Raw genomic sequence first — 24849 nt, 5'->3', positions numbered from 1 at the left:
CCGCGCACTCCCTATCCTGCGGGGGTCCGGGTGGCGGAGCCCTCGGCCCGGGGCGAAGCCCCGGATGTCACCGTGGTCTCCCGCGCGCGTCGCTCGACCAGGGGAAGGGACCGGAGCTGACGCTCCAGGTGCCACTGCAGGTGGGCCGCGACCAGGCCACTCGCGTCACGGCGGGTGCCGGGCAGGGTCGACTCGGCCATCGGCCATTCGCCGTGCAGCAGGGCGGTGAGCAGGTCCAGGACCTCGGGCGCGGGGTGCACCGAACCGGGCACGCGGCAGTCCTGGCACATCGAGCCACCGGCGGCGACGCTGAACGCGACGTGCGGACCGGGCAGGCCGCAGCGGGCGCACTCGGTGAGCGCGGGCGCCCAGCCGGCGTAGGACATCGCGCGGAGGAAGAACGCGTCGAGCACCAGGGAGGCGTCGCGCTCCCCCGCGGCGAGCGAGCGCAGCGCGCCGCAGACGAGGAGGTAGAGCTTGAGCACCGGCTCGCCCTCTTCGGCCGAGAGCCGGTCCGCGGTTTCGGCGATCGCGCTGGCCGCGGTGTAGCGCTGGTAGTCGGCGACCAGCGGCAGCGCGAACGCGTCCACGGTCTCGACCTGGGTGATGACGTCGAGCGTGCGGCCGGTGTAGAACTGCACGTCCACGTGGCCGAACGGCTCCAGCCGGGCCCCGAAGCGGGACGAGGTGCGCCGCACGCCCTTCGCCACGGCGCGGACCTTGCCGTGCCGCCGGGTCAGCAGGGTGATGATCCGGTCGGCCTCACCCAGCTTGTGCGTGCGCAACACCACCCCGGTGTCGCGGTAGAGGTTCACCACCCCGACATCGTCCCACTATCGGACGACGCCGGGGTGGACCGACCCGGGTTCAGCAGTAGTAGCCGCTGCAGTACGTGCTCACCGCGGTGGCCGCGACGATGATCCAGATGATCGCGAACGCGCAACCGAGACCGCCGATGATGGAGGCGATGAGGCAGAGCGTCTTGGTCGTCTTCGACGCCTGCTCCGCCATCATGTAGTTGCCCTGCATCTTGTACGTCTGGACCTCGTTGGACTTCATGATCGCGAAGATCGCGAGGATCCAGCAGAGGAAGATGCAGCCGATCGCCCAGCCCTTGTAGTCCTTGATCTGGTTGATGTCGCCACCACCGGGCATGCCGTAACCCGGGGCGCCGAAACCGCCGGAGGGCGGCTGGCCGTATGGCGCGGGCTGGCCGTACGGAGCGGGCATGCCCCCGGACGGCGGGCCGTAACCCGGCTGCTGCGGGAAACCGCCGGACTGCGGCTGCTGGCCGTAAGGCGGCTGCTGCTGGCCGTAGGGATTGGTCATGAACGTCTACCCCAATTACTCGTGAACTTCCGCCGGCAATCCCGGCGGTGGTGCGGAAGTCAGGTGCCGCGGCTACTGCTGCGGCGGCTGGCCGGGCTGCTGCGGCGGCTGCTGCCCGAACTGGCCCGGCTGGATCTTCTGGGTCGCCTCGGCCTCACCCTGGGCCTCGGGACGCAGCATCTGGGTGCGCTCCGCACCTTCGTCGAACGGCGAAGCGCCGCTGCCGCCCGAATCGGGACGCAGCATCTGGGTGCGCTCGGCGCCTTCGTCGAAGGCACCCTGGCCCGGGGGCGGCGCGAGCGGCTGGCCCTGCTGCTGGCCGAAGCCACCGGACTGGGGCTGCTGCGGGAAACCGCCGGCCTGCGGCGGCTGGCCGAAGCCACCACCCTGGGCGGGCTGCTGCGGGAAACCACCGGACTGCGGCTGGTCGAACCCGCCGGATTGCGGCTGCTGCGGGAAACCACCCGACGGCGGCTGGCCGAAGCCACCGGACTGCGGCTGGCCGAACTGGCCGGGCTGCTGCCCCGCCGGCGGGTAACCGCCGCCGAACTGCTGCGCACCGGGCTGGCCGTGCGGCGCGGCGTCGTCGGCGTTGATGACGACGGTGCCGATGATCTTGTCGGAGAGGGTCTGGCTCTTGTCGTCCCACAGCGGCCACAGGTAACCGACGTAGCAGATGATGCCGTCGACGAAGTGCGCGAGGTCGCGCAGGAACGCCATGCCGGCGCCGATCGGCTGCCCGGTGGACTCGCCGACGAGCTTGATCTTCGTGATCCGCTTGCCGAGCGACTGGCCGGTGGTGCCCTGCTGCATCCACCGGTTGTAGACCGACCAGCCGATGCCGGCGAGCGCGCCGAGCAGGTACAGCATGGAGCCGAGGGTGTAGCTGCCGGCGATCGTCACGATCAACCCCAGCAGGTCGATGACGATCAACGGGGCGATGTCGATCAGCAGAGCGCCGGCACGCAGCCCCCAGGGCGCGTAGTTCTGGGGCGGGCCGAACGGAGCACCCTGCTGGCCGAACGGCGCGGGCTGCCCGAACGGGGCCTGCTGACCGTACGGCGCCTGCTGCCCGTAGGGCGGCGGCGCCTGTCCCGGCTGCGGCTGTCCGAACGGCTGCTGGCCGCCGGGCTGTTGCCCGAACGGCTGCTGACCGTAGGGATCGGTCATGTGGGTCTCCCCCTCGCTGGTCACTCCACCGCACACCTCATGCGGAACCGGCCCGAATGTACGGCACGGTCCGCGGGAGCGTACTCGGTTCGCGTTCGCCCGCGTGTGTCAGGCGTCCGCTGTCCGAGTGAACGTCGTGGAGGTCCGACGCGTTACACGGCGCGCCGGTTCCGCTCCGTTGTCATTCAGACGCGCAAACCGGTGAACGGCGCGAACGGGAGGTTGCGGATGGCGAACCAGGCGACGAACACGACGCCGACGGCGAGTGGCGTCCAGCGCCAGTGCAGCCAGCTGTTCACCCACCGGCCCCGCAGCCGCCCGACCGCCCAGGCGACGGTGCTCCAGACGAAGAGCAGCACGAAGACGAGCGAGACGGCGTTGTAGTGCAAGGCCGCGGGGAGGTCGCCGTGCATCAGGCTGTAGGCCATCCGCATGCCGCCGCAGCCCGGGCAGTCGATGCCGAGCAGTGCCTTGGTGGGGCAGACCGGGAGCCAGCCGCCGGGGGTGGTGGGGTCGCCGAGCCAGACGGCCACGCAGCACGCGCCGAGCCCGCCCACCACGGCCATCGGCGCGCTCAAGGCACGCAGCCGGGCCTTGGCCCCCTGGGCCGGGAATCCCGTGTAGACGGTCGTCACGACGCCAGCCCCCAGAACGAGACGCCGGCGATCGCGAACATCACGAAGACGAACAGCAGGTAGAGGCCGATCAGGGCACCGAAGGCGATCGCCGACCACATCGCCCACTTGCGGGCTTCGTCGGCGGCCCGGCGCGCCTCGACGTGGTAGCCCTGGAACCACAGGGTGTTGACCTGGTTCGCCTTCACGATGGCGACGATACCCAACGGCAGGCAGCACATCACCGTCGACAGGATCGCCCAGACCAGGTTGTTCTCCGGGGGCGGCCCGTAGTTCGGCTGCCAGCCGTACGGGGGTTGCTGCGGGTACGGCTGGGTCACCGGTATCGCCTCCTGCTGCCGACGGTCGTCAGTGGGACGCGGCGTCGTCGAGCAGCGTTCCCAGCAGCAGCACACCACCGACGACCAGGGCCACCCAGAACACCACCCCGACGACACCGCCGATGATCGCCCAGCGCCGGGCGGCGCCGGCCGCGCCCCGGGCGGCGTCCGGCTCGCCCTGGGCCCAGAGCCGCTCCACCTTGGCCGCCTGGAAGATCGAGACGATGCCGAAGGGCAGGCAGAGGATCGCGGCGACGATGCCCCAGGCCAGGTTGCTCGACGGCGGGGGCCCAGGGTTGTAGTCGGCGGGCGGGCGCGGGCGCTCGGTCACGTCAGAACCCGAGCCGGCGCAGCTGGCGGGGGTCGCGCTGCCACTCTTTGGCCACCTTGACGTGCAGGTCGAGGTAGACCTTCGAGCCGAGCAGCGCCTCGATGTTCTTGCGGGCGGTGGCGCCGACCTCGCGCAGCCGCTCGCCCTTGTGCCCGAGGATGATGCCCTTCTGGCTGGGCCGCTCCACGTAGAGGAACGCGTGCACGTCGATGAGGTCGTCGCGGCCTTCGCGGGGCAACATCTCCTCGACGGTGACGGCGATCGAGTGCGGCAGCTCGTCGCGGACGCCTTCCAGCGCCGACTCGCGGATGAGCTCGGCGACCAGCGTCTGCTCGGGCTCGTCGGTGAGCTCGCCGCCCGGGTAGAGCTGCGGGCCCTCGGGAAGCCTCGTGACGAGCAGATCCGCGAGCGCGCCGACCTGAAAGCCGTCCACAGCGGACACCGGGATCAGCTCGGCGAAGTCCATCACGTTCTGCAGCGCCAGCAGCTGCTCGGCGACCTGCTGCGGCTGGACCAGGTCGGTCTTGGTGACGATGCCGATGACCGGCGTGCGCTTGGCGATCTTCTCCAGCTCGGCGGCGATGAACTTGTCGCCGGGCCCGATCTTCTCGTTGGCCGGCACGCACAGGCCGACGACGTCCACTTCGGACCACGTCGTGTGCACGATGTCGTTGAGCCGCTGGCCGAGCAGCGTGCGCGGGCGGTGCAGGCCGGGGGTGTCGATGAGGACTAGCTGGGCGTCCTCGCGGTGCACGATGCCGCGGATCGCGTGGCGGGTGGTCTGCGGCTTGCTCGACGTGATCGCGACCTTGGTGCCCACGAGCGCGTTGGTCAGCGTCGACTTGCCCGCGTTGGGCCGGCCGACGAAGCAGGCGAAGCCGGAACGGTGTTCGGTCATCGCTTCAGCACCTCGATGACGTCGCCTGCCGGGTCGGCCAGGATGATCGGCGCGTACTTGGCGATGTCGCGGATCGCGTGCCGGGACGCCTCTTTGAGCAGGCCCTCCCCGGTGACGACGGCGGCGGCTTCGATGCCTTCGGCGCCGCTGGAGAGCGCGGCGGCCACGGCGGCCTGCAGCGCGGTGAGCTTGAAGGACGGCTGGTCGACCGTGCCCGCGGTGTACGTGCGGCCGTCGGTGTCGCGGACGGCCGCGCCTTCCGAGGCCTGGATCCGGGCGCGCGAGGACCGGGCGAGGGTGACCAGCTTCTGGTCCTCCGCCTCGAGGTCAGGCATGTTCGACGCTCCTGTCGCGTTCGTCGGGGTGGGGCAGGCGCGTGCGGCGCCGGGTGGTCCGGTCGGCCGGGTCGGTCATCGCGTCGGCGTCGGCCGGGTGCACCACCACCGAGGTGATGCGCATGCGGCCGCGTCGATCCTTGCCGCCTTCGGCGAACAGCCGGAGGCCGGCGACCTCGGCTTCGGCCCCCGGTAGCGGGACCCTACCCAGTCGTTCCGCGAGCAGCCCGCCCACGGTCTCCACGTCGTGGTCTTCGAGGTCGATGCCGAACAGCTCGCCGAGGTCGTCGATGCCCATCCGGGACGAGACGCGGACCGCGCCGTCGTCGAGCTCTTCGACCTCGGGGCGCTCGTCGGCGTCGGACTCGTCGGTGATCTCGCCGACGATCTCCTCGAGGACGTCCTCGATGGTGAGCAGGCCCGCGGTGCCGCCGTACTCGTCGACCGCGATGGCCATGTGGTTGTGCGAGCGCTGCATCTCCTTGAGCAGCTCGTCGAGCCGCTTGGAGTCGGGGACGAAGCCGGCCTCGTTCATCAGCGTGTCGACGACGGTGCTCGGGCCGTCCGGGTCCATGTACCCGGCCATGAGGTCCTTGATGTTGACGACGCCGACGATGTCGTCGACGGACTCGTCGATCACCGGGAGCCGGGTGAAGCCGGTGCGCAGGGCCAGTGCGAGGGCCTGGCGGATGGTCTTGGTGCGCTCGATCCAGACGATCTCGGTGCGCGGCACCATGACCTCGCGGGCGACGGTGTCGCCGAGCTCGAACACCGAGTGGATCATCTCGCGCTCGGAGTCCTCGACGACGCCGCGTTCCTGGGCGAGGTCGACGAGCTCGCGCAGCTCGACCTCGGAGCTGAACGGGCCTTCCCGGAAGCCCTGGCCGGGGGTGATGGCGTTGCCGACGAGGATCAGCAGCCGGGACAGCGGGCCGAGGACCGAGCCGAGGACGCGGACGGGCCCGGCGACGTAGCGGCCGATGCGGTACGGGTGCTGGCGGCCGAGGGTGCGCGGGCCGACGCCGATGAGGACGTAGCTCACGACGATCATGACGACCGCCGTGACCAGCACGGCGAGGCCGAGCGGCCGCAGCCGCGTGCCGACGAAGACGGTGACCAGCACGGTGGCCGTGAGCTCGCAGCCGAGGCGCAGCAGGAGCAGCAGGTTGATGTGCCGGCGCCGCTCGGCGATGACCGCGGCGAGGTGCCCGGCGCCGGGCACGCCCATCCGGGCGAGGCCGTCGGCCCGGGCTTGCGAGACGGTGCTGACGGCGGCGTCGGCCGCCGCGAACACGCCCGCGAGGAGCACGAGCGCGATCGCGAAGAGGAGCTGGACCATGGCTGGCGCCTAGGACGTTTCCCCGGCGGCTGGCCCGGCGTCCACGGCCGGCTCGGCGTCCGCGTCGAGTCCGGCGATGCCGAGGACGCGGTCGTCGGTGTTGCGCTGGGCGTTGCGTTTCTCCAAGGCGGCGACGGCGTCCTGGTACTCGCCGAGGATGCGCTTCTGGAGGGCGAACATCTCGCGTTCCTCCGCGGGTTCGGCGTGGTCGTAGCCGAGGAGGTGGAGGCAGCCGTGCACGGTGAGCAGGTGCAGCTCGTCGATCAGGCGGTGGCCCGCGGTCTTGGCCTGGTCCTTCGCGAACGCCGGGCAGAGCACGATGTCCCCGAGCAGCGCCGGCGACGCGTCGGGCGCGTCGGGGCGGCGGGAGGAGTCGAGCTCGTCCATCGGGAAGGCCATGACGTCGGTGGGGCCGGGCAGGTCCATCCAGCGTTCGTGGAGGTCTTCCATGACTTCGAGGGTGACCAGGAGGATGGACAGCTCGGCGAGCGGGCTGACCTCCATCTTGTCGAGGGCGTAGCGGGCCGCGGAGACGATGGACGTCTCGTCGACGTCGACGCCGGACTCGTTGGCGATTTCGATGCTCAACGCCGGGTGCCCTTCCAGCCGTTGCTCTGCTGGTCCTGGGCGTCCTGCACGGCTTGCCACTTCTCGTAGGCGTCGACGATGTCGCCGACGAGCTTGTGCCGGACGACGTCCTGGCTGGTCAGTTCGGCGAAGTGCAGGCCTTCGACGCCGCCGAGGATGTCGCGCACGACGCGGAGGCCGCTGCGCTGCCCGTTGGGCAGGTCGACCTGGGTGATGTCACCGGTGACGACGATCTTCGAGCCCTGGCCGAGCCGGGTGAGGAACATCTTCATCTGCTCGGGCGTGGTGTTCTGCGCCTCGTCGAGGATGATGAAGGCGTCGTTCAACGTCCGGCCGCGCATGTAGGCGAGCGGCGCGATCTCGATGGTGCCCGCCTGCATGAGCCGCGGGATCGACTCGGGCTCGACCATGTCGTGCAGCGCGTCGTAGAGCGGCCGCAGGTAGGGGTCGATCTTCTCGTTGAGGGTGCCGGGCAGGTAACCGAGGCGCTCGCCGGCTTCGACGGCCGGGCGGGTGAGCACGATGCGGGTGACGTGCTTCGCCTGGAGGGCCTGGACGGCCTTCGCCATGGCGAGGTAGGTCTTGCCGGTGCCTGCCGGGCCGATGCCGAAGACGACGGTGTGCTTGTCGATGGCGTCGACGTAGCGCTTCTGGTTGAGCGTCTTGGGCCGGATGGTCTTGCCGCGGCGGGAGACGATGTTGAGGCTGAGCACCTCGGCCGGGGACGCGTCCCCGGTGCTCAGCATCCCGATCGTGCGGCGGACGGTGTCCGGCCCGACCTGCTGCCCGCCGGTGGCGAGGGTGACGAGTTCGGCGAAGACGCGTTCGGCGAAGGCGACGTCGGCGGGGGTGCCGGTCAGGGTGACCTCGTTGCCGCGCACGTGCACGTCGGCGGCGAGGAGCTCCTCGGCGACACGCAGGTTCTCGTCGCGGGAGCCGAGCAGGCTGAGGGCGGCGGCGTCGGGGATCGGGAACCGGGACTGGGCCGCCTGGGTGGCAGCGCTGTCGTCGGTCTTGGGGACGTCTCCGGGGACGTCGGGTCGGGCGGCTCCACCCGGTGCGGTTCCGGCCACGTGGCCTCGGCCCTGCTTTCTCGGTGAGGGACTACTGACCCCTCGATGCTACTGGCACCCACCGACAGAACGCAGACGGGTTTCCGCTAATCAGCCCGCATGAGCCCCGAAGAACCCCAAGGGCTCCCCACCAAGCACATGAGCATGCACGTGGAACACAGTCTGCCCAGCATCCGAGTCAGTGTTGAAAACCACCCGATACCCACTCCCGAGGATGCCCTCGAGCTCAGCAACCTTACGAGCAGTAGCAACCACCTCACCCAAGAGAGACGGATCAGCAGCGGCAAGCTCCCCAAGGTTCCGATACCGCTTCTTGGGCACCACAAGCACATGAACCCGAGCCTGGGGCCGAATATCCCGGAACGCAAAGGTCGTCTCGTCCTCATAGACAACATCGGCAGGGATCTCACCAGCAATGATCCGCTCGAAGAGCGTCTCGTCCTCACTCATAGGAAGAACCCTAGCGACCAACCCCGGAAGCCGCCCACACAAGCCGACCACACGAGCCGATGCGAGTGAAGCGAGCGAGCAAGCAACCCGACCACACGAGGCGAGGGCCGAAGGCCCGAGCAAGGAACGCGCCTTTTGAACGAGAGAAACACAAAAGCCGCGGGGGTCCGGGGCTTGCCCCGGCTGGGGGTCTGGGGGTTTGACCCCCAGAGGGCATCGCGAACGCAGAAGCGGCGTTGGAACGAGCGAAGCGAGAGGAAACGCCGCGGCGCGGTAGATCCTGGGGGTCGATCTACCGCGTCCGCGGCTCCGCCGGACCGAGGGGGGAGGTGCCCGGCGGGGTCTGTGTTTTCCCAGTAGCGCGCCGAAACACTGTGTGGCGCGTTAGTAAACGAGAGTAACGGGTCGGAGCGTGATCGCGCCATAACTGGGCGCAAAATCCAGCCTTTTTTTCGGGGGTGATCTTTTCACTGCCACCGGGTGGTGAGGGCGCCCAGCGCGCCGAGGGCGACGGCCGCGGCGGTGGAGGTGCGCAGGACGGTGGTGCCGAGGCGGACGGCCCAGGCGCCGGCTTCCCGGAGGGTGTGGAGTTCGTCGTCGGTGATGCCGCCCTCGGGGCCGACGACGAGGAGGATGTCGCCGGTGTCGGGCAGCGTCAGGTCGGTGAGGCGGTCGGGGACGTCGGACTCGAGGACGATGACCAGGGACATCGTCGTGGCGAGGCCGGCGAGCTCGCGGGTGCCGACGGGTTCGGTGACGTCGGGGACGTGCGCGCGGCGGGCCTGCTTCGCGGCGGCGCGGGCGGTGGTGCGCCAGCGGGCGAGGGCCTTGTCGCCGCGGCCGCCGTCGTCCCACTTGGCGACGCTGCGGGCGGCGCGCCAGGGGACGATGGCGTCGGCGCCGGCCTCGGTGGCGAGTTCGACGGCGAGTTCGCCGCGGTCACCCTTGGCGAGGGCCTGTGCCACCACGACGCGCAGTGCGGGTGGTTCCTCGGTCCAGCGTTCTTCGATCGTGAGGGTCAGCTGCGCGTCGCGGCCGGGTTGCACGGCGTCGACGACGCAGCGGGCCAGGCCGCCGGCGCCGTCGGAGAGGATCAGCCGCTCCCCCACGCGCAGCCGGCGGACGGTCGCCGCGTGCCGGGCTTCCTCGCCGTCGAGCACGGTGCGCCCGGACGCGGGCACCGAAGCGGCGAGGAAGACCGGCAGGGTGGTGTCAGGCACAGCGCAGCTCAGCGGTGGTTCTTGGCGCGCAGCTTGGAGAACAGGCCGCCGTGCTTGTTGCCGTTGGACGCCAGGGTCGGGACTTCCTCACCGCGCTGCGTGGCGAGGTCCATGAGCAGCTCGCGCTGGGCCTCGTCGAGCTTGGTCGGGACGACGACGTCGATGTGGACGTGGAGGTCGCCGCGGCCGTCGACGCGGCCCGAGGACCGCAGCCGGGGCATGCCCTTGCCGGTGAGGACCAGCTCGGCGTTGGGCTGGGTGCCCGGTTCGACGTCGAGCTCGTAGTCGCCGTCGACGAGGGTCGCTATGGGCACCGTGGCGCCGAGCGCGGCCGTGGTCATCGGGATGCGGAAGTTGCAGTGCAGGTCGTGGCCCTGGCGGACGAAGACCTCGTGCGGGGTCTCGTCGATCTCGACGTACAGGTCGCCTGCCGGGCCGCCGCCGGGGCCGACCTCGCCCTGGCCGGACAGCCGGATGCGCATGCCGTCGCCGACGCCCGGCGGAATCTTCGCGGTGACGTTGCGGCGGGCGCGGATGCGGCCGTCGCCGCCGCACTGGCGGCAGGGGTCGGAGATGACCTCGCCGAAGCCGCGGCAGACCGGGCAGGGGCGGGCCGTGACGACCTGGCCGAGGAAGGACCGCTGGACGGACTGGACCTCGCCGGCGCCGCCGCAGGTGTCGCAGGTCTTGACGCCGGTGCCCTCGGTGGTGCCCGCGCCGCGGCAGAGGTCGCAGACGATCGCCGTGTCGACCGCGATCTCCTTGTCCACGCCGGTCGCGCAGTCCTCGAGGCTGAGGCCGAGCCGGATCAAGGCGTCCGAACCGGGCTGGACGCGGCTGCGCGGGCCACGCCCGCGACCGCCTCCGCCGCCACCGGCCGCGCCGAAGAAGGCGTCCATGATGTCGCCGAGGCCGCCGAAGCCGGCGAACGGGTCGCCGCCCCCCGCGCCGCCGCGGCCGCCGCCGTCCATCGGGTCGCCGCCGAGATCGACGATCTTGCGCTTCTGCGGGTCGGACAGCACCTCGTAGGCGGTCGTCACCTCGCCGAACTTGTGCTGCGCGTCCTCCGACGGGTTGACGTCGGGGTGCAGCTCTCGGGCCAGCTTCCGGTACGCGCGCTTGATGTCCTGGTCGCTCGCGTTCTTCGCCACCCCGAGGATGCCGTAGTAGTCCCTCGCCACCGTCTCTGCTTCTCCTTCTGCTCTGCCCGGCTCAGCGGCCGGACAGGATCTGACCCACGTAGTTGGCGACCGCGCGCACCGCGGCGATCGTGCCGGGGTAGTCCATCCGGGTCGGGCCGACCACCCCCATGCCGCCGAGCACCATGTCCTGGCCGTATCCGATCGAGACGACCGAGGTGCTGCGCATCTGCTCGTCCTCATTTTCCTCACCGATGCGCACCGTGATCGCACCGGGGTTGCGGGTGGCGGCGAGGAGCTTGAGGACGACGACCTGCTCCTCGAGCGCTTCGAGGACCTGGCGCAGCGAGCCGGGGAAGTCCGCGACGTTGCGGGTGAGGTTCGCCGTACCGCCCAGGACCAGGCGTTCTTCGGGGTGTTCGGCCAGTGACTCGACCAGCACCGTGCACACGCGGATGAGCGCGTCGCGCAGCTCGCCGGGCGACTTGTCGGGCAGCTCGGCGACGCGCGCGGCGGCCTCGTTGAGCCGCCGGCCGGCCATCGCGGCGTTGAGCACCGTGCGCAACCGCGCGACGCCGTCCTCGGTGATGACGTCGCCGAGGTCGACGGTCCGCTGGTCGACGCGGCCGGAGTCGGTGATCAGCACCAGCATGAGCCGGGCCGGGGTCAGCGGCACCACTTCGAGGTGGCGCACCGCGGCGTTGGTCAGCATCGGGTACTGGACGACGGCGACCTGCCGGGTCAGCTGCGCGAGCAGCCGGACCGAGCGGCGTAGGACGTCGTCGAGGTCCGTGCCGCTGTCGAGGAACGTCGTGATCGCGCGGCGCTCGGCCGCGCTCAGCGGCTTGATCTCGGACAGCCGGTCGACGAAGAGCCGGTAGCCCTTGTCGGTCGGGATCCGCCCGGCGCTGGTGTGCGGCTGGGTGATGTAGCCCTCTTCTTCGAGGGTGGCCATGTCGTTGCGCACGGTCGCGCTGGACACGCCCAGGTTGTGCCGTTCGACGATCGTCTTCGAGCCGACCGGCTCCTGGTTGGAGACGTAGTCGGCGACGATCGCGCGCAGCACGTCGAAGCGGCGTTCGTCCGCGTTGGCCACCCGTTCCTCACCCACTTCGCTCGCTGCTCATGCCGAGTTTACGGAAGCCTGAGCCGGTCGCGCTCAACACCGCCCGTCTCGCCCCGGGTAAAGAACGGATAAATGAATTCCCATGCGTTGTTCTCGGAAAGATTTTCCGGGTTGTCGGCGGAACCGAAACGGGGTTTGCTGCCTCTGATCCGCATGCCCTCCCCCGACTTTCGAGGTCGCCGTGAACACCACTGAACCCGCTTCGGCCGGTATGCCCGAAATCGCCCGGCGCGCCGCGGAGGCCAAGGTCCGGCTCCAGCACATCTCGGCGACGGCCACGAGCGCCGACGGCGCCGTCACGGTGACCGTCAACACCAGCGGTGCGCTGCAGGAACTCACCTTCGGGCCGCGCGCCGACGAGCTGCCGCGCGCCCGCCTCGCCGCGGCCGTCGTGGCCACCGCGAAGCGCGCCCAGGTGCAGGCGGCCCAGCAGCTGACGAGCGTGATGGCGCCGGTGATCGGCGCCGACAGCGACGCGATGAAATTCCTCCGGGAACAGATTCCGGAGCCCGAATTGCCCGCAGAGGAATCACCTCGGGATTTCCCCCGGAAACCGCCGCCGCGGCCGGGTGACGAAGAGGACTTCGGCGGCCCGATCCTGCGCCGGGGGCTGTGATGACGGCCATGAAGGTCGACTTCGACGTCCTCGGCGGCCACGAGGACGAGATCCGCGAGATCGCCGGCCGGGTGCAGCAGGCGCTCGACGCCGCGGGCACCGCCCAGGCGCTCGACTTCGACGCGTTCGGCATCGTCGGGCAGGTCTTCGCCGTCCCGATCCAGGGGTGGGTCGACCAGGCCGAGGGCCTCCTCCAGGCCGCCGTCGACGCCGGGCACGACGTCGCGGACCGGGTGAAGACCGCGCACACGGCGTTCAGCGAGCACGAGCAGCACACGAAGAGCCTCATCGAAGGCATCGGCAAGGAGCTGCCGGCATGACCGAGACGCAGGAGAACCCCCTCGTCGCGACGAGCGAGTCGGCCGGCGGCTTCTGGAGCGGGATGGGTGACGGCTCGAAGGGCGAGCTGGACAACGTGAACGCCCAGACCGGCGGCGCCGGCATCTTCAGCGACGCCGCCTCGACGCTGACCGACGCGCGCAACGGCGACTGGGGCAACCTCGCCATGGACGTCGGCACCGACGCCCTCGACCTGCTCGGCGCGGCGATGGACCCGCTCGGCACGCTGGCCAGCGCGGGTGTCGGCTGGCTGATCGAGCACATCAGCTTCCTCAAGGACGGCCTCGACAAGCTCGCCGGCAAGCCCGAAGCCGTCACCGCCAAGGCCGTGACCTGGTCGAACATCTCCAAGCAGCTCACCGAGACGGCCGAGCAGTACGAGCAGAAGGCGGCGAAGGTCGGGCAGTCGTTCAGCGACTGCGGCTCCGCGGAGGCCTACCAGCGGACGGCGGAGAGCTACGTCGGCGTCCTGCGCGGAGCGGCTTCGCACGCCGACAGCGCGTCGACGGCGATGAACGTCGGCGCCGCGCTGGTCGGCACCGAGCGCGGGCTGATCCGCGACCTGATCTCGTCGTTCGTCGGCGAGCTGATCGTCAAGGCGCTGGCCGCGCTCGCGGCGTCGTGGTGCACCTTCGGCGGCACGATCGCGGCGTTCATCGCCGACTCCGTCGTCGAGGGCGGGGTGCTCGCGGAGAAGATCAGCACGCGCATCACGAAGGTCGTCGAGAAGCTGGAGAGCCTCGCCAAGGGCGCCGGCAAGTCGAAGGCGGCCCTCGAAGGCGCGGCGAACGCGCTGAAGAAGGTCGGCAAGGGCGTCGACAAGCTGGTGGACAAGAGCGTCGACACGGCCGCGGGCATCGAGCGCAAGGCCAACGACCTGAAGCAGGCCGGCAAGGAGGCGAAGACCGCCGAGGAGACGGCCAAGGGGTGGAGCGACGCCGCCAAGGAGCACGTGCCCGGCCGCGAGAAGCTCGAAGGTCCCGGCGAGAAGTACTCCGAGGAGGGCCGCAGCGTGCTGAACCAGCACAAGCTGCTCGACCCGAACGAGAAGGTGCACTGGAGCACGGCCGACACCGTCGGCGTCGTGACCGAGGGCCGCCGCCAGGAGAACGAGCAGATCGACCGGAACCACGAGGCCACGGAGGCCTACGAGAAGGAACACCCCGAGGGCGAGGGCGAGTGATCGAGCAGGCCGAGGTGGAGCTGGCCAACCGCAACGGGCAGCTCCACCCCGCCCAGCGCGGGAAGCTGCTCGACCTCAACTTCTGGGCCGCCGCGGTGGTGGCGGTCGCCGGGGTGGTGGTCGCGGTGCTCGTCGCGACGGTGGCCGACACCGCGGGCGAGGTGCTGGGCACCGTCGTCCCGATCCTGGCGCTGACCGCCTGGTTCGCCTACATCAGCTGGCGGCGGCTGGCCGACGCCCTCGGCGGGCGGCTGCTCGCGGTCACCGGCTGGACGCACGACTTCGACACCGCGCGCCTCACCGACGAGTACCCGATCGGCCTGCACCACAGCCCGGCCGGGTTCAAGAGCGTCGAGACGTTCAGCCTGCGCGCCGGCGGCCGGACCTACCCGCTGGAGCGCGAGCTCCGCGGGCGGATCCGGCCGGACCGGGTCAACACCGTGCTGATCACGCCGCGCAGCAAGCTGCTGATCAACGTGCTCCCCGCCTGACGCGGCGCCGGAACCGCCGACCGGTTCCGGCGTGCGGTCTGCCGCGGCTGGTCGTGAGTGTTCAGGGCGGTTCTAACCGCCCTGAACACTCACGACCGGAGCCGAGCGCTAGGCGGCCGCCTCGGACAGGGCGTCGAACTCGGCGTCGGTCAGCTCGATGTCCGCCGCCGCGATGTTGTCCTCGACGTGCGCGACCGAGGACGTGCCCGGGATCGGCAGCACCACCGGCGAGCGCTTGAGCAGCCAGGCCAGCGCGAGCTGCGACGGCGAGGCGTCGTGCTCCTTGGCCAGGGTGCTCAGCGGGCTGTCCGGGCCGGCGAGGGCGCCGGTGGCCAGCGGGAACCACGGGATGAACGCGATGCCGTGCTCGGTGGCGTGCTCCAGCAGCGGCTCGGCGTCGCGCTTGACCAGGTTGAACATGTTCTGCACGGACACGATCTCCGCGGTCTTCTGCGCCTCCTGCAGGTCCGCGACGCCGACCTCGGACAGGCCGATGTGCCGGATCTTGCCCTCGTCCTGCAGCTTCTTCAGCTCCCCGATCTGCTCGGCGACCGGCACCTTCGGGTCGATCCGGTGCAGCTGCAGCAGGTCGATCCGCTCCAGGCCGAGGTGGCGCAGGCTCAGCTCGACCTGCTGGCGCAGGTACTCGGGCCGGCCGACCGGGATCCACTCGTTCGGGCCCTGCCGGGTGAAGCCGGCCTTGGTCGCGATGACCAGGTCGTCGGCGTACGGGTGCAGGGCCTTCTTCAGCAGCAGGTCGGCGACGAACGGGCCGTAGACGTCGGCGGTGTCGATCAGCGTGACACCCAGCTCGACGGCGCGCCGCAGCACGCGCACGGCCTCCTCCGGGTCCTTCGGGTCACCCCAGACGCCAGGCCCGGTGAGCTGCATCGTGCCGTACCCCAGCCGGGTCACCGGCAGGTCGCCACCGATCGTGAAGGTGCCTGAGTTCTTCGCACTCATCTTTCGTCCCATCGTCGTCCGGGGTGCTCCACCGGGTCTCAACCCGTGGAGCCCCCCGGACAATCCCGGATCACGTCAGGAATTGCGCGGGAACCCGAGGTTCACCCCGGCGTGCGACCGGTCGGGCCAGCGCGAGGTGACGACCTTGGTGCGCGTGAAGAAGTGGAAGCCCTCCGGCCCGTACGCGTGGCTGTCGCCGAACAGCGAGTCCTTCCAGCCGCCGAAGGAGTAGTAGCCGACGGGCACCGGGATCGGCACGTTGACGCCGACCATGCCGACCTCGACCTCGTTCTGGAACCGCCGCGCGGCCGCGCCGTCGCCGGTGAAGATGGCCGTGCCGTTGCCGTACGGGTTGGCGTTGACCAGGTCCAGGGCCTCGTCGTAGGACGCCGCGCGCGCCACCGACAGCACCGGGCCGAAGATCTCGTCGGTGTAGATCGACATCTCCGGGCGCACGTGGTCGAACAGCGTCGGGCCGAGCCAGAAGCCGTCGCCGGGCACCTCGACGCCGCGGCCGTCGACGACCAGCGCCGCGCCCGCCCCGACCCCGGCGTCCACATAGGACTCGACGCGCTCGTGGTGGGCGCGGGTGACCAGCGGGCCCATCTCGGACTCCGGGTCACGCCCGTCACCGACCTTCAGGTTCCCGATCCGCTCGGCGATCTTCGCGACCAGCTCGTCGCCGACCGGGTCGACGGCCACCACGACCGACACGGCCATGCAGCGCTCCCCCGCCGAGCCGAACCCGGCGGACACCGCGGCGTCGGCGGCCAGGTCGAGGTCGGCGTCCGGCAGCACGATCATGTGGTTCTTCGCCCCGCCGAGGGCCTGGACGCGCTTGCCGTGGCGGGTGCCGGTCTCGTAGACGTACCGCGCGATCGGCGTCGACCCGACGAACGAGATCGCCTTGACGTCGCGGTGTTCCAGCAGGCCGTCGACCGCGACCTTGTCGCCGTGCAGCACGTTGAGCACGCCCGCGGGCAGCCCGGCCTCGGCGAACAGCTCGGCGAGGAACACCGCCGCCGAAGGGTCCTTCTCACTGGGCTTGAGCACGACGGTGTTGCCGCAGGCGAGCGCGTTCGGCACGAACCACAGCGGCACCATGGCCGGGAAGTTGAACGGCGAGATCACGCCGACGACGCCGAGCGGCTGGGCGATCGAGTAGACGTCGACGCCGGTGGAGGCGTTCTCGCTGAAGCCGCCCTTGAGCAGCTGCGCGGCCCCGCAGGCGTACTCGACGTTCTCGATCGCGCGGGCGATCTCGCCGGCCGCGTCGGACTCGACCTTGCCGTGCTCGCTCGTGACGATCTTCGCCAGCTCGTGCTTGCGCGCCGAGAGCAGCTCGCGGAAGGCGAACAGCACCCGCGTCCGGCCGGCCAGCGACGTCCCGCGCCAGCCCGGCAGCGCCGCGGTCGCCGCCGCCACGGCCTGGTCGACCTCGGCCTGCCCGGCGAAGTCGACCTGCGCGCGGACCTGGCCGGTCGCGGGGTCGAAGACGTCGCCGGTGCGGGCCGGGGTCCCGGTGAACGGCTTGCCGTCGATCCAGTGGCTGATGCGGTCGGTCACGACGGGCACTCCTTCGCTCGGGGACGTCCCTGCGAGTGTCCGGGCGGGCGCCACGCGGACGCCATCGGCAACGTGTACGGACTCGCCGCCCCGGCCGTACAGTCTGTCCCCTGCCGATCATCGCAACCATCACCAGCGAGGTGCCGTGTACCCGACCGTGGCCGACGTGCTCGCGCTGCCGGTGCTGCGTCAGGGCCGGCCGCACGTCGTCGCGGGCGCCGCCGGGCTGGACGCGCCCGTGCGCTGGGCGCACGTCGCCGAGGTCGCCGACATCGCGCACCTGCTGCGCGGCGGCGAGCTGGTGCTGACGACCGGCGTCGCGCTGCCCGACGACGGCCCGTCGCTGGCCCGCTACGTCGCCGACCTGGCCGGCGTCGGCGCCGCCGGCGTGGTGATCGAGCTGGTCCGGCACTGGAGCGACAAGCTGCCCGCGGCCCTGGTCGAGGCCGCCGACGCGCACGGGTTCCCGCTGGTCACGCTGTCGCGTGAGACGCGGTTCGTGAGCGTCACCGAAGCCGTCAACGGCCAGATCGTCGACGCCCAGGTCGCCGAGCTGCGCGCCGCCGAGCGGGTGCACGAGACGTTCACCGCGCTGACCGTCGCGGGCGCCGAACCCGGCGTCGTGCTGGGCGAGGTCGCGCGGCTCACCGAGCAGCCGGTGGTGCTGGAGACGCTCTCGCACGAGGTGCTGGCCTACGACGCGGCCGGCACCGACCCGGCCGAGCTGCTCACCGGCTGGCCCGCGCGGTCCCGGGTGGTCCAGGTCGGCGAGCGCACCGGCTACCACGCGAACGCGGGCTGGCTGGTCACGATCGTCGGCGCGCGCGGCCACGACTGGGCGCGGCTGATCGTCGTGTGCGCCGACCAGCCGCCGCACCGCCACCGCGTGGTCGCCGAACGCGCCGCGTCCGCGCTCGCCGTGCACCGGCTGGTCGCCAAGGACTCCGACGGACTGGAGCGCCAGGCCCACCGCGCGGTGCTCGCCGAGCTGCTGGCCTCGCCCGCGCCGTCGGCGGAGCTGCTGGCCCGGGCGTCCGCGCTGGCCGTGCCGCTGGCCGGGCGGCAGCTGGTCGGGCTCGCGGTGCGGCCGCGGTTCACCGGCACCGGCCGGCCGGCGTTGTCGACGCCGCCGGTGCTGCGCGAGCTGGCCGAGGCGACGGCGCTGGCCGCGCGCCGCGCGAAGGTGTCGGCGCTGGTGGCGACCGACGACATCGGGGTGCGGGCGCTGATCGCGCTGTCCCCGGAGGCGAACGCCGACGCCGTGTTGCAGCGGCTCGCCACCGACGTCCACGAGGCGCGCAGCAGCGCGCCGGGGGTGCTCGCGGTCGGCACCACGGTGCTCTCGCCCGCCGAAGCGAGCCGGACGCTGCTGGAAGCCGGGCAGGTCGCGGCCGCCGCCCTGGGCGCGGGTGAGGAGCGGGTGCTGCACCGGCTGTCGGACGTCCGGCTGCGCGGCCTGCTGCACCTGCTCGCCGGGGACGAGCGGGTGACGGCGTTCGCGACCCGTGAGCTGGGACCGTTGCTGCACCGCGACGCCGCGTCCGGCAGCCGGCTCGTGCAGGCGCTGCGGCACTACTGCGAGCAGGGCGGCAACAAGTCCGCGGCGGCCGCGGCCGCGCACACCTCGCGGACGGCGTACTACCAGCAGCTCGCCCGGATCGAGCAGGTCCTCGGCGTCCGGCTGGAGGAGCCGGAGTCGATGCTCTCGCTCTACGTCGCGCTGCTGGCGGTGGACCTCACCCGGCCGAGCGAAGAAGACTCACCCGGACGTGCAGCACAGTGATCACCTTCGGCCTGCCGATGAGACCGATATGGCCCTCTTCCCGTTCGCTGCCTGCCTGATGAGCCTGAGCTGCCTCGCGCCCGCGCAGCCGCCGGCGTCGACGTTGCAGCTGACCAGCCACGACACCGCCGACCGGATCGGCTCGGTCGTGCTGACCTGCGACCCGACCGGCGGCACGCACCCGAAGCGCGGGAAGGCGTGCGACGTCCTCGAAGGCGTGAACGGCGACTTCGCCCGCATCCGCGGCCGGCACCAGGCGTGCACGCTGATCTACGCCCCGGTCGACATCACGGTGGTCGGCACCTGGCGCGGCAAGCCGGTGTCGTTCCGCACGACCTACGCCAACCGCTGCGAGGCCGTCCGCGACTCCGACGACGTGTTCGCCTTCTGAGCGGGTTTCATCGGTTTTCGCGCGCGGGAGCCGCCGGGCCGCCCCCACGACGGCCCGGTGGCTCCCGCTCGACCTCATGGACCACGCACGAACGCGCCGTTCGGTTCAGCCGCACCGGCCGAGGGTGACCTCGCGCGCCGTGGAGCGGCTGAGGTTCCAGGCGGGCCAGCCGTCCGGGGTGTCGTCGGCGAGGATCCGCCGCAGCACGCAGGTGCGCACCGGCTCGGGCAGCCGCGCCGAGACGACCGGGACGACGTCCGTCGAGAACCCCTCGAGATAGCTGTGGTCCAGGGGCTTTCCGGCGGCGGCGCGGTCGAGGTTGGCGTCGGCGATGAGCCGTTCCGGATCGAGGAGGGCGAGCGTCAGCAGCGCCGCGGCGGCGGTGCCGATGGCCGCGCGGGGCAGCCACGTCGAGCGCAGCTTGACCAGCGAAGCGATCACCAGCACGAAAACCGCGCCGAACCACAGCTCGCAGACTTCGACCAGCAGCCGCAACACCGTGAAGCCGTAGGCCTCCTGATAGGTCCACATGCGACTCAACGCGGACCCGACGAGCACCAGGCTGAGGCCGCTCAGCGCCCCGAGCAGGACACGCTGGCGGAGCCGGTCGGCCCGGGTGACGTCCGGCGCCCAGCGCAGCGCGGCGGCGACGATGGCGAGCGTCAGCACCGTCACCGCGCAGAGCTGCCAGAAGCCGCCGCGGGCGTATTCGGCCGCGGTCAGGCCGCTGGTGCGCAGGACGTACTCGGTGCCACCGAAGAGCGCCACCAGCCGGACCGCGACGAAGACACTGAAGAGCAGCACGAGGACGCAGAGCGGGACTGTCCACTCCAGACCGTACTTGCTCCGGTATGGACGGTCGGCGGTCGCCCGAGGCGGTGGCGCGGCGAGGAAGTAACAGGACCCGGCGACGACCGACGCGGCGACGACGAAGACGAGACACCACCGCGCGACGGTCGCGACGCTGAGGTCGGGGATCATCGCGCGGACAAGCGCGGCGAAGGCGGCGTCGGCACTGGCGAGCAGCGGCACGAAGACGGCGACGAGCACCGCGGCGGCCAGCACGGCGAGCGCGATCCGCCGGGCCACACCGTCGCGGCGGGCGGTGAACTTCCCGAGTCCGCGCCCGGCCCACGGAACCGCGCGCAGCGCTTCGAGCGGAACGGCGAGCACGTCGTAGAGAACGGTGTGGACGGTCCGCTTCCCCACCAGCGCCAACGATCCACTGACGACGGCCCCCAGCACGCAGAGGGCGAACAGCCACCCGGACGCCCGGATCGCCCCCATGCTCAGCAACGCGAGGGAGAGGGCGGCCCACCCGGCGTTGCGCCAGGTGAAGGTCCCGTCTTGGCCGTCCCGAGCCCGCCGATCGGCGACGACGACGGCCCCGACGACGGCGATCCCGCTGAGCAGCCACCCGATCCCGGGCCGCCAGACAGGCAGCACCAGCGCGGCAACGACCCCAGCCACCCCGGCGGCCGGCAACACGGCCGGAGGCAGTGGCACCACAGCAGACTTGCGCGGCGGCAAGGGCCGCATCAACACCGGCGGCGCAGCCACGGCGACGCCACCACCCGCCCCCGCCCCACCACCCATCCCTGGTTCCGGCCCCACGGCAGCACCAAATCCCCGCCCACCACCGGCAACGGCACCCGGCCGCGCACCGCCACTCCCCGCAGCGCCTACGCCACCCACCGCTCCCGCAGCCGACCCCGGCCCACCGCCCATCTCTGGCTCGCGCCCCACAGCCGCACCAAGTTCCGGCCCGCCACCGGCCGCTGCACCACCCCGCCGTGCGCCACCCCTCCCCGCCGCGGTCGCGTCAACCCGCGCGGCCGAACCGGCCGAACCCTCCGGCGTCTCCGCCACTCGAGGCCCGGCCGAGCGCTTCCCCCGTGGCACGCCGCCGCCGCCGACACTGGACTTGGGCATTTCGCCTGCTTTCTCGCGTACTCGCGTTCACGTTCGCAAATGTCAGATGCCGCTGTGCTCGCGTTCTCGTGAGTGAGAAACAGGGTTAGAACACTGTTTCTCACTCACGACCCCCGGCACTCAGGCCGTCGGGAGGGTCACCCGGATCCGGCCGCCGGTTCCCGCCGATGGCTCCACCACGCCGATCGACCCGCCGTGCAGCTCCACCGCCCACCGGGCGATCGCCAGTCCCAGCCCCGTGCCGCCGCCGGTCGGGCGCTCGCCGCGCGTGAAGCGCTCGAAGACCCGCGTGCGGTCCGCCGGGGCGATGCCCGGGCCTTCGTCGCACACGTCGATGCGCACCTCGCCCACCCGTGTCTCCGCGAGGATCCGCACCACGCCGCCCGCGGGGCCGTGGCGGGCCGCGTTCTCCAGCAGGTTCGCCACCACCTGGAACAGCCGGCCGCGGTCCGCCGTCACCACCGCTTCCGGCGGCGTCACCGCCACCTCGAACCGCACCCCGCGGCCCGCGAAAGCCGCCTCGCCGACGACGTCCGACAACAACGCGGCCAGCGGGAACGACGTCTTGTGCAGCGGGATCGCGCCCGCGTCCAGCCGCGACAGGTCCAGCAGCTCGTCGACCAGCGTCGCCAGCCGCTCGGTCTGCTGCAACGCCGTCTTCAACGTCGCCGGGTCCGGGTCCTCGACGCCGTCGACGAGGTTCTCGAGCACCCCGCTCAACGCCGTGATCGGCGTCCGCAGCTCGTGGGACACGTTCGCCACCAGCTCGCGGCGCTGCCGGTCCGCGTCGCCGAGGTCGCCCGCCATCTGGCTGAACGCCTGCGCCAGCTCGCCCACCTCGTCGCGGGTGGTGGCGCGGATGCGACGCGTGTAGTCGCCCTTCGCCATCTCCCGCGCGGCCGCCGTCATCTCGCGCAGCGGCCGGGTCATCCCGTGCGCCAGCACCTGTGAGAGCACCAACGCCAGCACCATCGCGGTGATCGTCGTCTTCGGCGGCAGCCAGCCGATCTGCCAGTTGAAGAACGCGAACGCGACCCCGCCGGACGCGAGCATCAGGATCGCCAGCTTCAGCTTGATCGACCGGACGCGGTCGAGCGGCCGCGGCAGCAGCTCGGCCACCGTCACGATGACGCGCTTCACGATCCCGCCTCCAGCGCGTAGCCGACGCCGTGCACCGTGCGGATCAGGTCCGCGCCGAGCTTCCGCCGGAGGGCCTTGATGTGGCTGTCCACCGCCCGCGTCCCCGCGGACGTGCCGTGCACGTCCCAGGCCCACACCTCCGAGAGCAGCCGTTCCCGCGGCTGCACCACCCGCGGCCGCCGGGCGAAGTGCACCAGCAGGTCGAACTCGATCGGCGTCAGCTGCGCCGCCACCCCGGCCCGGGCGACGCGCCGCTGGTCGACGTCGATCTCGAGGTCGCCCAGCACGATCCGCGCACCGTGCGCGGACGAAGACCGCTCGACCCGGCGCAGCAGCGCGTGCACGCGGGCCGTCAGGACGCGCATCGAGAACGGCTTCGTGAGGTAGTCGTCGGCGCCGACGCCGAGCCCGACCAGCATGTCCGTCTCGTCGGCGCGCGCGGTCAGCATGAGCACCGGCACCGGCCGCCGCCCCTGGATCCGGCGGCAGACCTCCAGGCCGTCGAAGCCCGGGAGCATCACGTCCAGCACCACCAGGTCCGGCTCGAGCGAAGCTTCGGCCTCGACGGCGGCCGGCCCGTCGTGGGCGACGTCCACGGTGAACCCTTCGGCCCGCAGCCGGGCCGCGATCGACGCGGCGATCGTGACGTCGTCCTCGACGACCAGCACGCGCCGTCCACCCAGTTCCATAGGGGCGACTTTAAGCACCGGAGGTGGAGACGGTCGGCGCGAACTGTGGAGATCCTGTGGAGACGTGAACCGGCAGGTCACGGGGCCTGCGTGTTGCGAAGAGGTTGCGTGAGGACTACGGCGTGATGTGTGACGTACGTCATGCATTGCCACGACGTGAACGCAATCGACAGTCTGCGTTCCGACGCGGCGAAGAGTGAACAGTCTGCCAATGCCACCCGCGCGCACCGGCGCGGAAGATTCCGCAATGGCGCCGACACCCGCAGACCAGCGCGTGCACGAGGACGGCCGGGTCGAGCTCGAACCCGGTGACGTCCGGTCTCTCGAAGGCAGCCGGTTCTTCAACGACGAACTGGCCCCTGTCCCCGTCCAAAAGCGAACCTGGACCACCTACAACTACTTCGCGCTCTGGATGGGGATGGCTCACAACATCCCCAGCTACGCACTGGCCGCGTCGCTGATCGCCCTCGGCATGAACTGGGTGCAGGCGCTCATCACCATCACCATCGGCAACCTGGTCGTGCTGGCGCCGATGCTGCTCAACAGCCACGCCGGCACGAAGTACGGCATCCCGTTCCCGGTGTTCGCCCGCGCCTTCTACGGCATGCGCGGCGCCAACCTGGCCGCGCTGCTGCGGGCGTTCATCGCGTGCGGCTGGTTCGGCATCCAGACCTGGGTCGGCGGCGAGGCCATCTACGTCATCCTCGGGCGCCTGCTCGGCTCGTGGTGGCGGGACGCGCCGGAGATCGCCGGGCAGCACTGGACGCTCTGGCTGTCCTTCGTGGTCTTCTGGATCGGCCAGATGCTGATCATCTGGCGCGGCATGGACGCGGTCCGCCGGTTCGAGAACTGGACGGCGCCGCTGGTGTCGGTCGGCTTCCTGATCATGCTCGGCTACGTGCTGGTCAAGGCGGGCGGGCTCGGCCCGATCCTGGCCGACGGCGGCAAGCTCGGCTGGGGCCCGGACTTCTGGAAGGTGTTCGCGCCGTCCCTGATGGCGATGATCGCGTTCTGGTCGACGCTCTCGCTGAACATGCCGGACTTCACGCGCTTCGGCGGCAGCCAGCGCAAGCAGGTCCGCGGCCAGATCCTCGGCCTGCCGACGACGATGACGTTCATCGCGATCGTCGCCATCCTGACCACGTCGGGCGGGCACGTGCTCTACGGCGAGGACATCTGGGACCCGGCGCAGCTGGCCGACAAGTTCACCAGCCCGGTCGTGGTCGTCGTCGCGCTGGTCGCGCTGGTGCTCGCGACGATCTCGGCGAACCTCGCGGCCAACGTCGTCAGCCCGTCCTACGACTTCTCCAACGCCTTCCCGAAGAAGATCACCTTCGCGATCGGTGGCGGGATCACCGGCGTCATCGGCATCCTGATCCAGCCGTGGCGCCTCTACTCCGACCCGAACATCTACATCTTCGCGTGGCTCGGCTTCTACGGCGGCCTGCTCGGCGCGGTCGCCGGCGTGCTGGTGGCCGGGTACTGGGTGATCGCCCGCACGAAGCTCAAGCTGAAGGACCTTTACACACCCGATGGGGTGTATTGGTTCAGCGGCGGCTGGAACTGGCGCGCGCTGGTCGCGACGCTGGTCGGAGCCGTTCTTTCGGTCGGTGGTGCCTACGGCGGGCCGTTCCCCGACAGCGGGCTCATCCCGTTCCTCAAGCCGCTTTACGACTACAACTGGGTGGTCGGCTTCGTCTCGGCGTTCGTCGTCTTCGCCGCCCTGTCCGCATCATCGAACAAGGAGGAAGCCAGTGAGCGTGGTCCGAGCCGCATTGATCCAGCAGCGGTGGACGGGTGACA

27 protein-coding genes are annotated in these 24849 nt (G+C 71.3%); 7 read left to right on the top strand and 20 right to left on the bottom strand.

What is annotated here, in order from left to right:
- Positions 1-11 precede the first annotated feature (11 nt).
- The 15 genes from recO to hrcA all read right to left on the bottom strand — a co-directional run bounded on the left by recO (position 12) and on the right by hrcA (position 11923).
- Positions 12-818: a DNA repair protein RecO gene (gene recO / locus OG570_RS24410; protein ID WP_326959519.1), complete on the bottom strand. Its 807-nt coding sequence runs from the start codon at positions 816-818 to the stop codon at positions 12-14.
- Between the two features lie 49 nt (positions 819-867).
- On the bottom strand, positions 868-1329 hold the full coding sequence (locus tag OG570_RS24405) for a CD225/dispanin family protein (RefSeq protein ID WP_247055052.1): 462 nt from the start codon (positions 1327-1329) through the stop codon (positions 868-870).
- A 72-nt stretch (positions 1330-1401) separates the two neighbouring features.
- On the bottom strand, positions 1402-2499 hold the full coding sequence (locus OG570_RS24400) for an RDD family protein (RefSeq protein WP_326943270.1): 1098 nt from the start codon (positions 2497-2499) through the stop codon (positions 1402-1404).
- A gap of 185 nt (positions 2500-2684) precedes the next feature.
- Positions 2685-3134 carry a DUF2752 domain-containing protein gene (locus OG570_RS24395; RefSeq protein ID WP_326959517.1) on the bottom strand — a complete coding sequence of 150 codons (450 nt, stop codon included), beginning with the start codon at positions 3132-3134 and terminating at the stop codon, positions 2685-2687.
- Positions 3131-3454 (bottom strand): CD225/dispanin family protein, encoded by a 324-nt coding sequence (locus tag OG570_RS24390; protein ID WP_247055059.1) that lies wholly within the window; start codon positions 3452-3454, stop codon positions 3131-3133. The genes OG570_RS24395 and OG570_RS24390 overlap by 4 nt, the downstream gene beginning before the upstream one ends.
- Before the next feature lie 28 nt (positions 3455-3482).
- Positions 3483-3785, bottom strand: coding sequence for a CD225/dispanin family protein (locus OG570_RS24385; RefSeq protein WP_247055060.1), 303 nt, complete (start codon positions 3783-3785; stop codon positions 3483-3485).
- A gap of 1 nt (position 3786) precedes the next feature.
- On the bottom strand, positions 3787-4683 hold the full coding sequence (gene era, locus OG570_RS24380; RefSeq protein WP_326943272.1) for a GTPase Era: 897 nt from the start codon (positions 4681-4683) through the stop codon (positions 3787-3789).
- Positions 4680-5018 (bottom strand): cytidine deaminase, encoded by a 339-nt coding sequence (locus OG570_RS24375; RefSeq protein ID WP_247055064.1) that lies wholly within the window; start codon positions 5016-5018, stop codon positions 4680-4682. Before OG570_RS24375 ends, era begins: the two co-directional genes overlap by 4 nt.
- The gene (locus OG570_RS24370; RefSeq protein ID WP_326943273.1) at positions 5011-6357 is read right to left on the bottom strand and encodes a hemolysin family protein; all 1347 of its coding nucleotides are present in this window, start codon (positions 6355-6357) and stop codon (positions 5011-5013) included. Before OG570_RS24370 ends, OG570_RS24375 begins: the two co-directional genes overlap by 8 nt.
- Before the next feature lie 9 nt (positions 6358-6366).
- Complete coding sequence (gene ybeY / locus OG570_RS24365) at positions 6367-6945, bottom strand: rRNA maturation RNase YbeY (protein WP_326959515.1); 579 nt, start codon at positions 6943-6945, stop codon at positions 6367-6369.
- The gene (locus OG570_RS24360; protein WP_247055070.1) at positions 6942-8018 is read right to left on the bottom strand and encodes a PhoH family protein; all 1077 of its coding nucleotides are present in this window, start codon (positions 8016-8018) and stop codon (positions 6942-6944) included. The genes ybeY and OG570_RS24360 overlap by 4 nt, the downstream gene beginning before the upstream one ends.
- A gap of 90 nt (positions 8019-8108) precedes the next feature.
- Positions 8109-8468 (bottom strand): histidine triad nucleotide-binding protein, encoded by a 360-nt coding sequence (locus OG570_RS24355; protein WP_326959514.1) that lies wholly within the window; start codon positions 8466-8468, stop codon positions 8109-8111.
- Between the two features lie 467 nt (positions 8469-8935).
- Positions 8936-9688 carry a 16S rRNA (uracil(1498)-N(3))-methyltransferase gene (locus tag OG570_RS24350; RefSeq protein ID WP_326959512.1) on the bottom strand — a complete coding sequence of 251 codons (753 nt, stop codon included), beginning with the start codon at positions 9686-9688 and terminating at the stop codon, positions 8936-8938.
- Between the two features lie 8 nt (positions 9689-9696).
- Positions 9697-10869 carry a molecular chaperone DnaJ gene (dnaJ, locus tag OG570_RS24345; protein WP_247055076.1) on the bottom strand — a complete coding sequence of 391 codons (1173 nt, stop codon included), beginning with the start codon at positions 10867-10869 and terminating at the stop codon, positions 9697-9699.
- 31 nt (positions 10870-10900) lie between these two features.
- Positions 10901-11923, bottom strand: a complete 1023-nt coding sequence (gene hrcA / locus OG570_RS24340; protein ID WP_247064483.1) for a heat-inducible transcriptional repressor HrcA — start codon at positions 11921-11923, stop codon at positions 10901-10903.
- A gap of 211 nt (positions 11924-12134) precedes the next feature.
- Here hrcA and OG570_RS24335 point away from each other — a divergent pair, with 211 nt between their 5' ends.
- From OG570_RS24335 to OG570_RS24320, 4 genes are read left to right on the top strand one after another with little or no spacing between them, the layout of a single operon-like run.
- Positions 12135-12569 carry a YbaB/EbfC family nucleoid-associated protein gene (locus tag OG570_RS24335; RefSeq protein ID WP_326959510.1) on the top strand — a complete coding sequence of 145 codons (435 nt, stop codon included), beginning with the start codon at positions 12135-12137 and terminating at the stop codon, positions 12567-12569.
- A gap of 8 nt (positions 12570-12577) precedes the next feature.
- A complete protein-coding gene (locus tag OG570_RS24330) occupies positions 12578-12889 on the top strand; it encodes a type VII secretion target (RefSeq protein ID WP_326959508.1) in 312 nt (103 codons plus the stop codon).
- Entirely contained in the window at positions 12886-14091 is a 1206-nt protein-coding gene (locus OG570_RS24325; RefSeq protein WP_326959506.1) for a hypothetical protein, read from the top strand. The genes OG570_RS24330 and OG570_RS24325 overlap by 4 nt, the downstream gene beginning before the upstream one ends.
- The gene (locus OG570_RS24320) at positions 14088-14582 is read left to right on the top strand and encodes a hypothetical protein (protein ID WP_326959504.1); all 495 of its coding nucleotides are present in this window, start codon (positions 14088-14090) and stop codon (positions 14580-14582) included. Before OG570_RS24325 ends, OG570_RS24320 begins: the two co-directional genes overlap by 4 nt.
- Positions 14583-14690: 108 nt before the next feature.
- Here the strand turns inward: OG570_RS24320 and OG570_RS24315 are convergent, their stop codons facing one another.
- Entirely contained in the window at positions 14691-15545 is an 855-nt protein-coding gene (locus OG570_RS24315; RefSeq protein ID WP_326943281.1) for an aldo/keto reductase, read from the bottom strand.
- A gap of 75 nt (positions 15546-15620) precedes the next feature.
- Positions 15621-17111, bottom strand: coding sequence for a CoA-acylating methylmalonate-semialdehyde dehydrogenase (locus tag OG570_RS24310; protein WP_326959502.1), 1491 nt, complete (start codon positions 17109-17111; stop codon positions 15621-15623).
- A 145-nt stretch (positions 17112-17256) separates the two neighbouring features.
- On the opposite strand from OG570_RS24310, the gene OG570_RS24305 reads away from it, so the two are divergent.
- Entirely contained in the window at positions 17257-18894 is a 1638-nt protein-coding gene (locus tag OG570_RS24305; RefSeq protein WP_326959500.1) for a PucR family transcriptional regulator, read from the top strand.
- Between the two features lie 28 nt (positions 18895-18922).
- Positions 18923-19285, top strand: coding sequence for an SSI family serine proteinase inhibitor (locus OG570_RS24300; protein ID WP_326959498.1), 363 nt, complete (start codon positions 18923-18925; stop codon positions 19283-19285).
- Positions 19286-19390: 105 nt separating this feature from the next.
- On the opposite strand, the gene OG570_RS24295 is transcribed toward OG570_RS24300, so the two are convergent.
- From OG570_RS24295 to OG570_RS24285, 3 genes are all read right to left on the bottom strand, one after another.
- Positions 19391-20881, bottom strand: coding sequence for a DUF4153 domain-containing protein (locus OG570_RS24295; protein ID WP_326959496.1), 1491 nt, complete (start codon positions 20879-20881; stop codon positions 19391-19393).
- 456 nt (positions 20882-21337) lie between these two features.
- Positions 21338-22357 carry a HAMP domain-containing sensor histidine kinase gene (locus tag OG570_RS24290; protein ID WP_247055095.1) on the bottom strand — a complete coding sequence of 340 codons (1020 nt, stop codon included), beginning with the start codon at positions 22355-22357 and terminating at the stop codon, positions 21338-21340.
- Positions 22354-23046 carry a response regulator transcription factor gene (locus OG570_RS24285; RefSeq protein WP_247055097.1) on the bottom strand — a complete coding sequence of 231 codons (693 nt, stop codon included), beginning with the start codon at positions 23044-23046 and terminating at the stop codon, positions 22354-22356. The genes OG570_RS24290 and OG570_RS24285 overlap by 4 nt, the downstream gene beginning before the upstream one ends.
- Before the next feature lie 247 nt (positions 23047-23293).
- Between OG570_RS24285 and OG570_RS24280 the strand changes: the two genes are divergently transcribed.
- On the top strand, positions 23294-24847 hold the full coding sequence (locus tag OG570_RS24280; RefSeq protein ID WP_247055099.1) for an NCS1 family nucleobase:cation symporter-1: 1554 nt from the start codon (positions 23294-23296) through the stop codon (positions 24845-24847).
- Positions 24848-24849: the final 2 nt, after the last annotated feature.

The organism is Amycolatopsis sp. NBC_01286 (assembly GCF_035982555.1).
Taxonomy (GTDB): Bacteria; Actinomycetota; Actinomycetes; order Mycobacteriales; family Pseudonocardiaceae; genus Amycolatopsis.
This window is presented reverse-complemented; position numbering and strand designations above follow the sequence as displayed.

Bases quoted from the DNA above. Each gene is read 5' to 3' on its own strand.
- era (WP_326943272.1), bottom strand. From the start codon at position 4,683: ATGACCGAACACCGTTCCGGCTTCGCCTGCTTCGTCGGCCGGCCCAAC.
- OG570_RS24405 (WP_247055052.1), bottom strand. From the start codon at position 1,329: ATGACCAATCCCTACGGCCAGCAGCAGCCGCCTTACGGCCAGCAGCCG.
- OG570_RS24315 (WP_326943281.1), bottom strand. From the start codon at position 15,545: ATGAGTGCGAAGAACTCAGGCACCTTCACGATCGGTGGCGACCTGCCG.
- OG570_RS24325 (WP_326959506.1), top strand. From the start codon at position 12,886: ATGACCGAGACGCAGGAGAACCCCCTCGTCGCGACGAGCGAGTCGGCC.
- OG570_RS24370 (WP_326943273.1), bottom strand. From the start codon at position 6,357: ATGGTCCAGCTCCTCTTCGCGATCGCGCTCGTGCTCCTCGCGGGCGTG.
- OG570_RS24355 (WP_326959514.1), bottom strand. From the start codon at position 8,468: ATGAGTGAGGACGAGACGCTCTTCGAGCGGATCATTGCTGGTGAGATC.
- OG570_RS24330 (WP_326959508.1), top strand. From the start codon at position 12,578: ATGAAGGTCGACTTCGACGTCCTCGGCGGCCACGAGGACGAGATCCGC.
- OG570_RS24375 (WP_247055064.1), bottom strand. From the start codon at position 5,018: ATGCCTGACCTCGAGGCGGAGGACCAGAAGCTGGTCACCCTCGCCCGG.
- OG570_RS24300 (WP_326959498.1), top strand. From the start codon at position 18,923: ATGGCCCTCTTCCCGTTCGCTGCCTGCCTGATGAGCCTGAGCTGCCTC.
- OG570_RS24285 (WP_247055097.1), bottom strand. From the start codon at position 23,046: ATGGAACTGGGTGGACGGCGCGTGCTGGTCGTCGAGGACGACGTCACG.
- OG570_RS24280 (WP_247055099.1), top strand. From the start codon at position 23,294: ATGGCGCCGACACCCGCAGACCAGCGCGTGCACGAGGACGGCCGGGTC.
- OG570_RS24295 (WP_326959496.1), bottom strand. From the start codon at position 20,881: ATGGGTGGTGGGGCGGGGGCGGGTGGTGGCGTCGCCGTGGCTGCGCCG.
- OG570_RS24400 (WP_326943270.1), bottom strand. From the start codon at position 2,499: ATGACCGATCCCTACGGTCAGCAGCCGTTCGGGCAACAGCCCGGCGGC.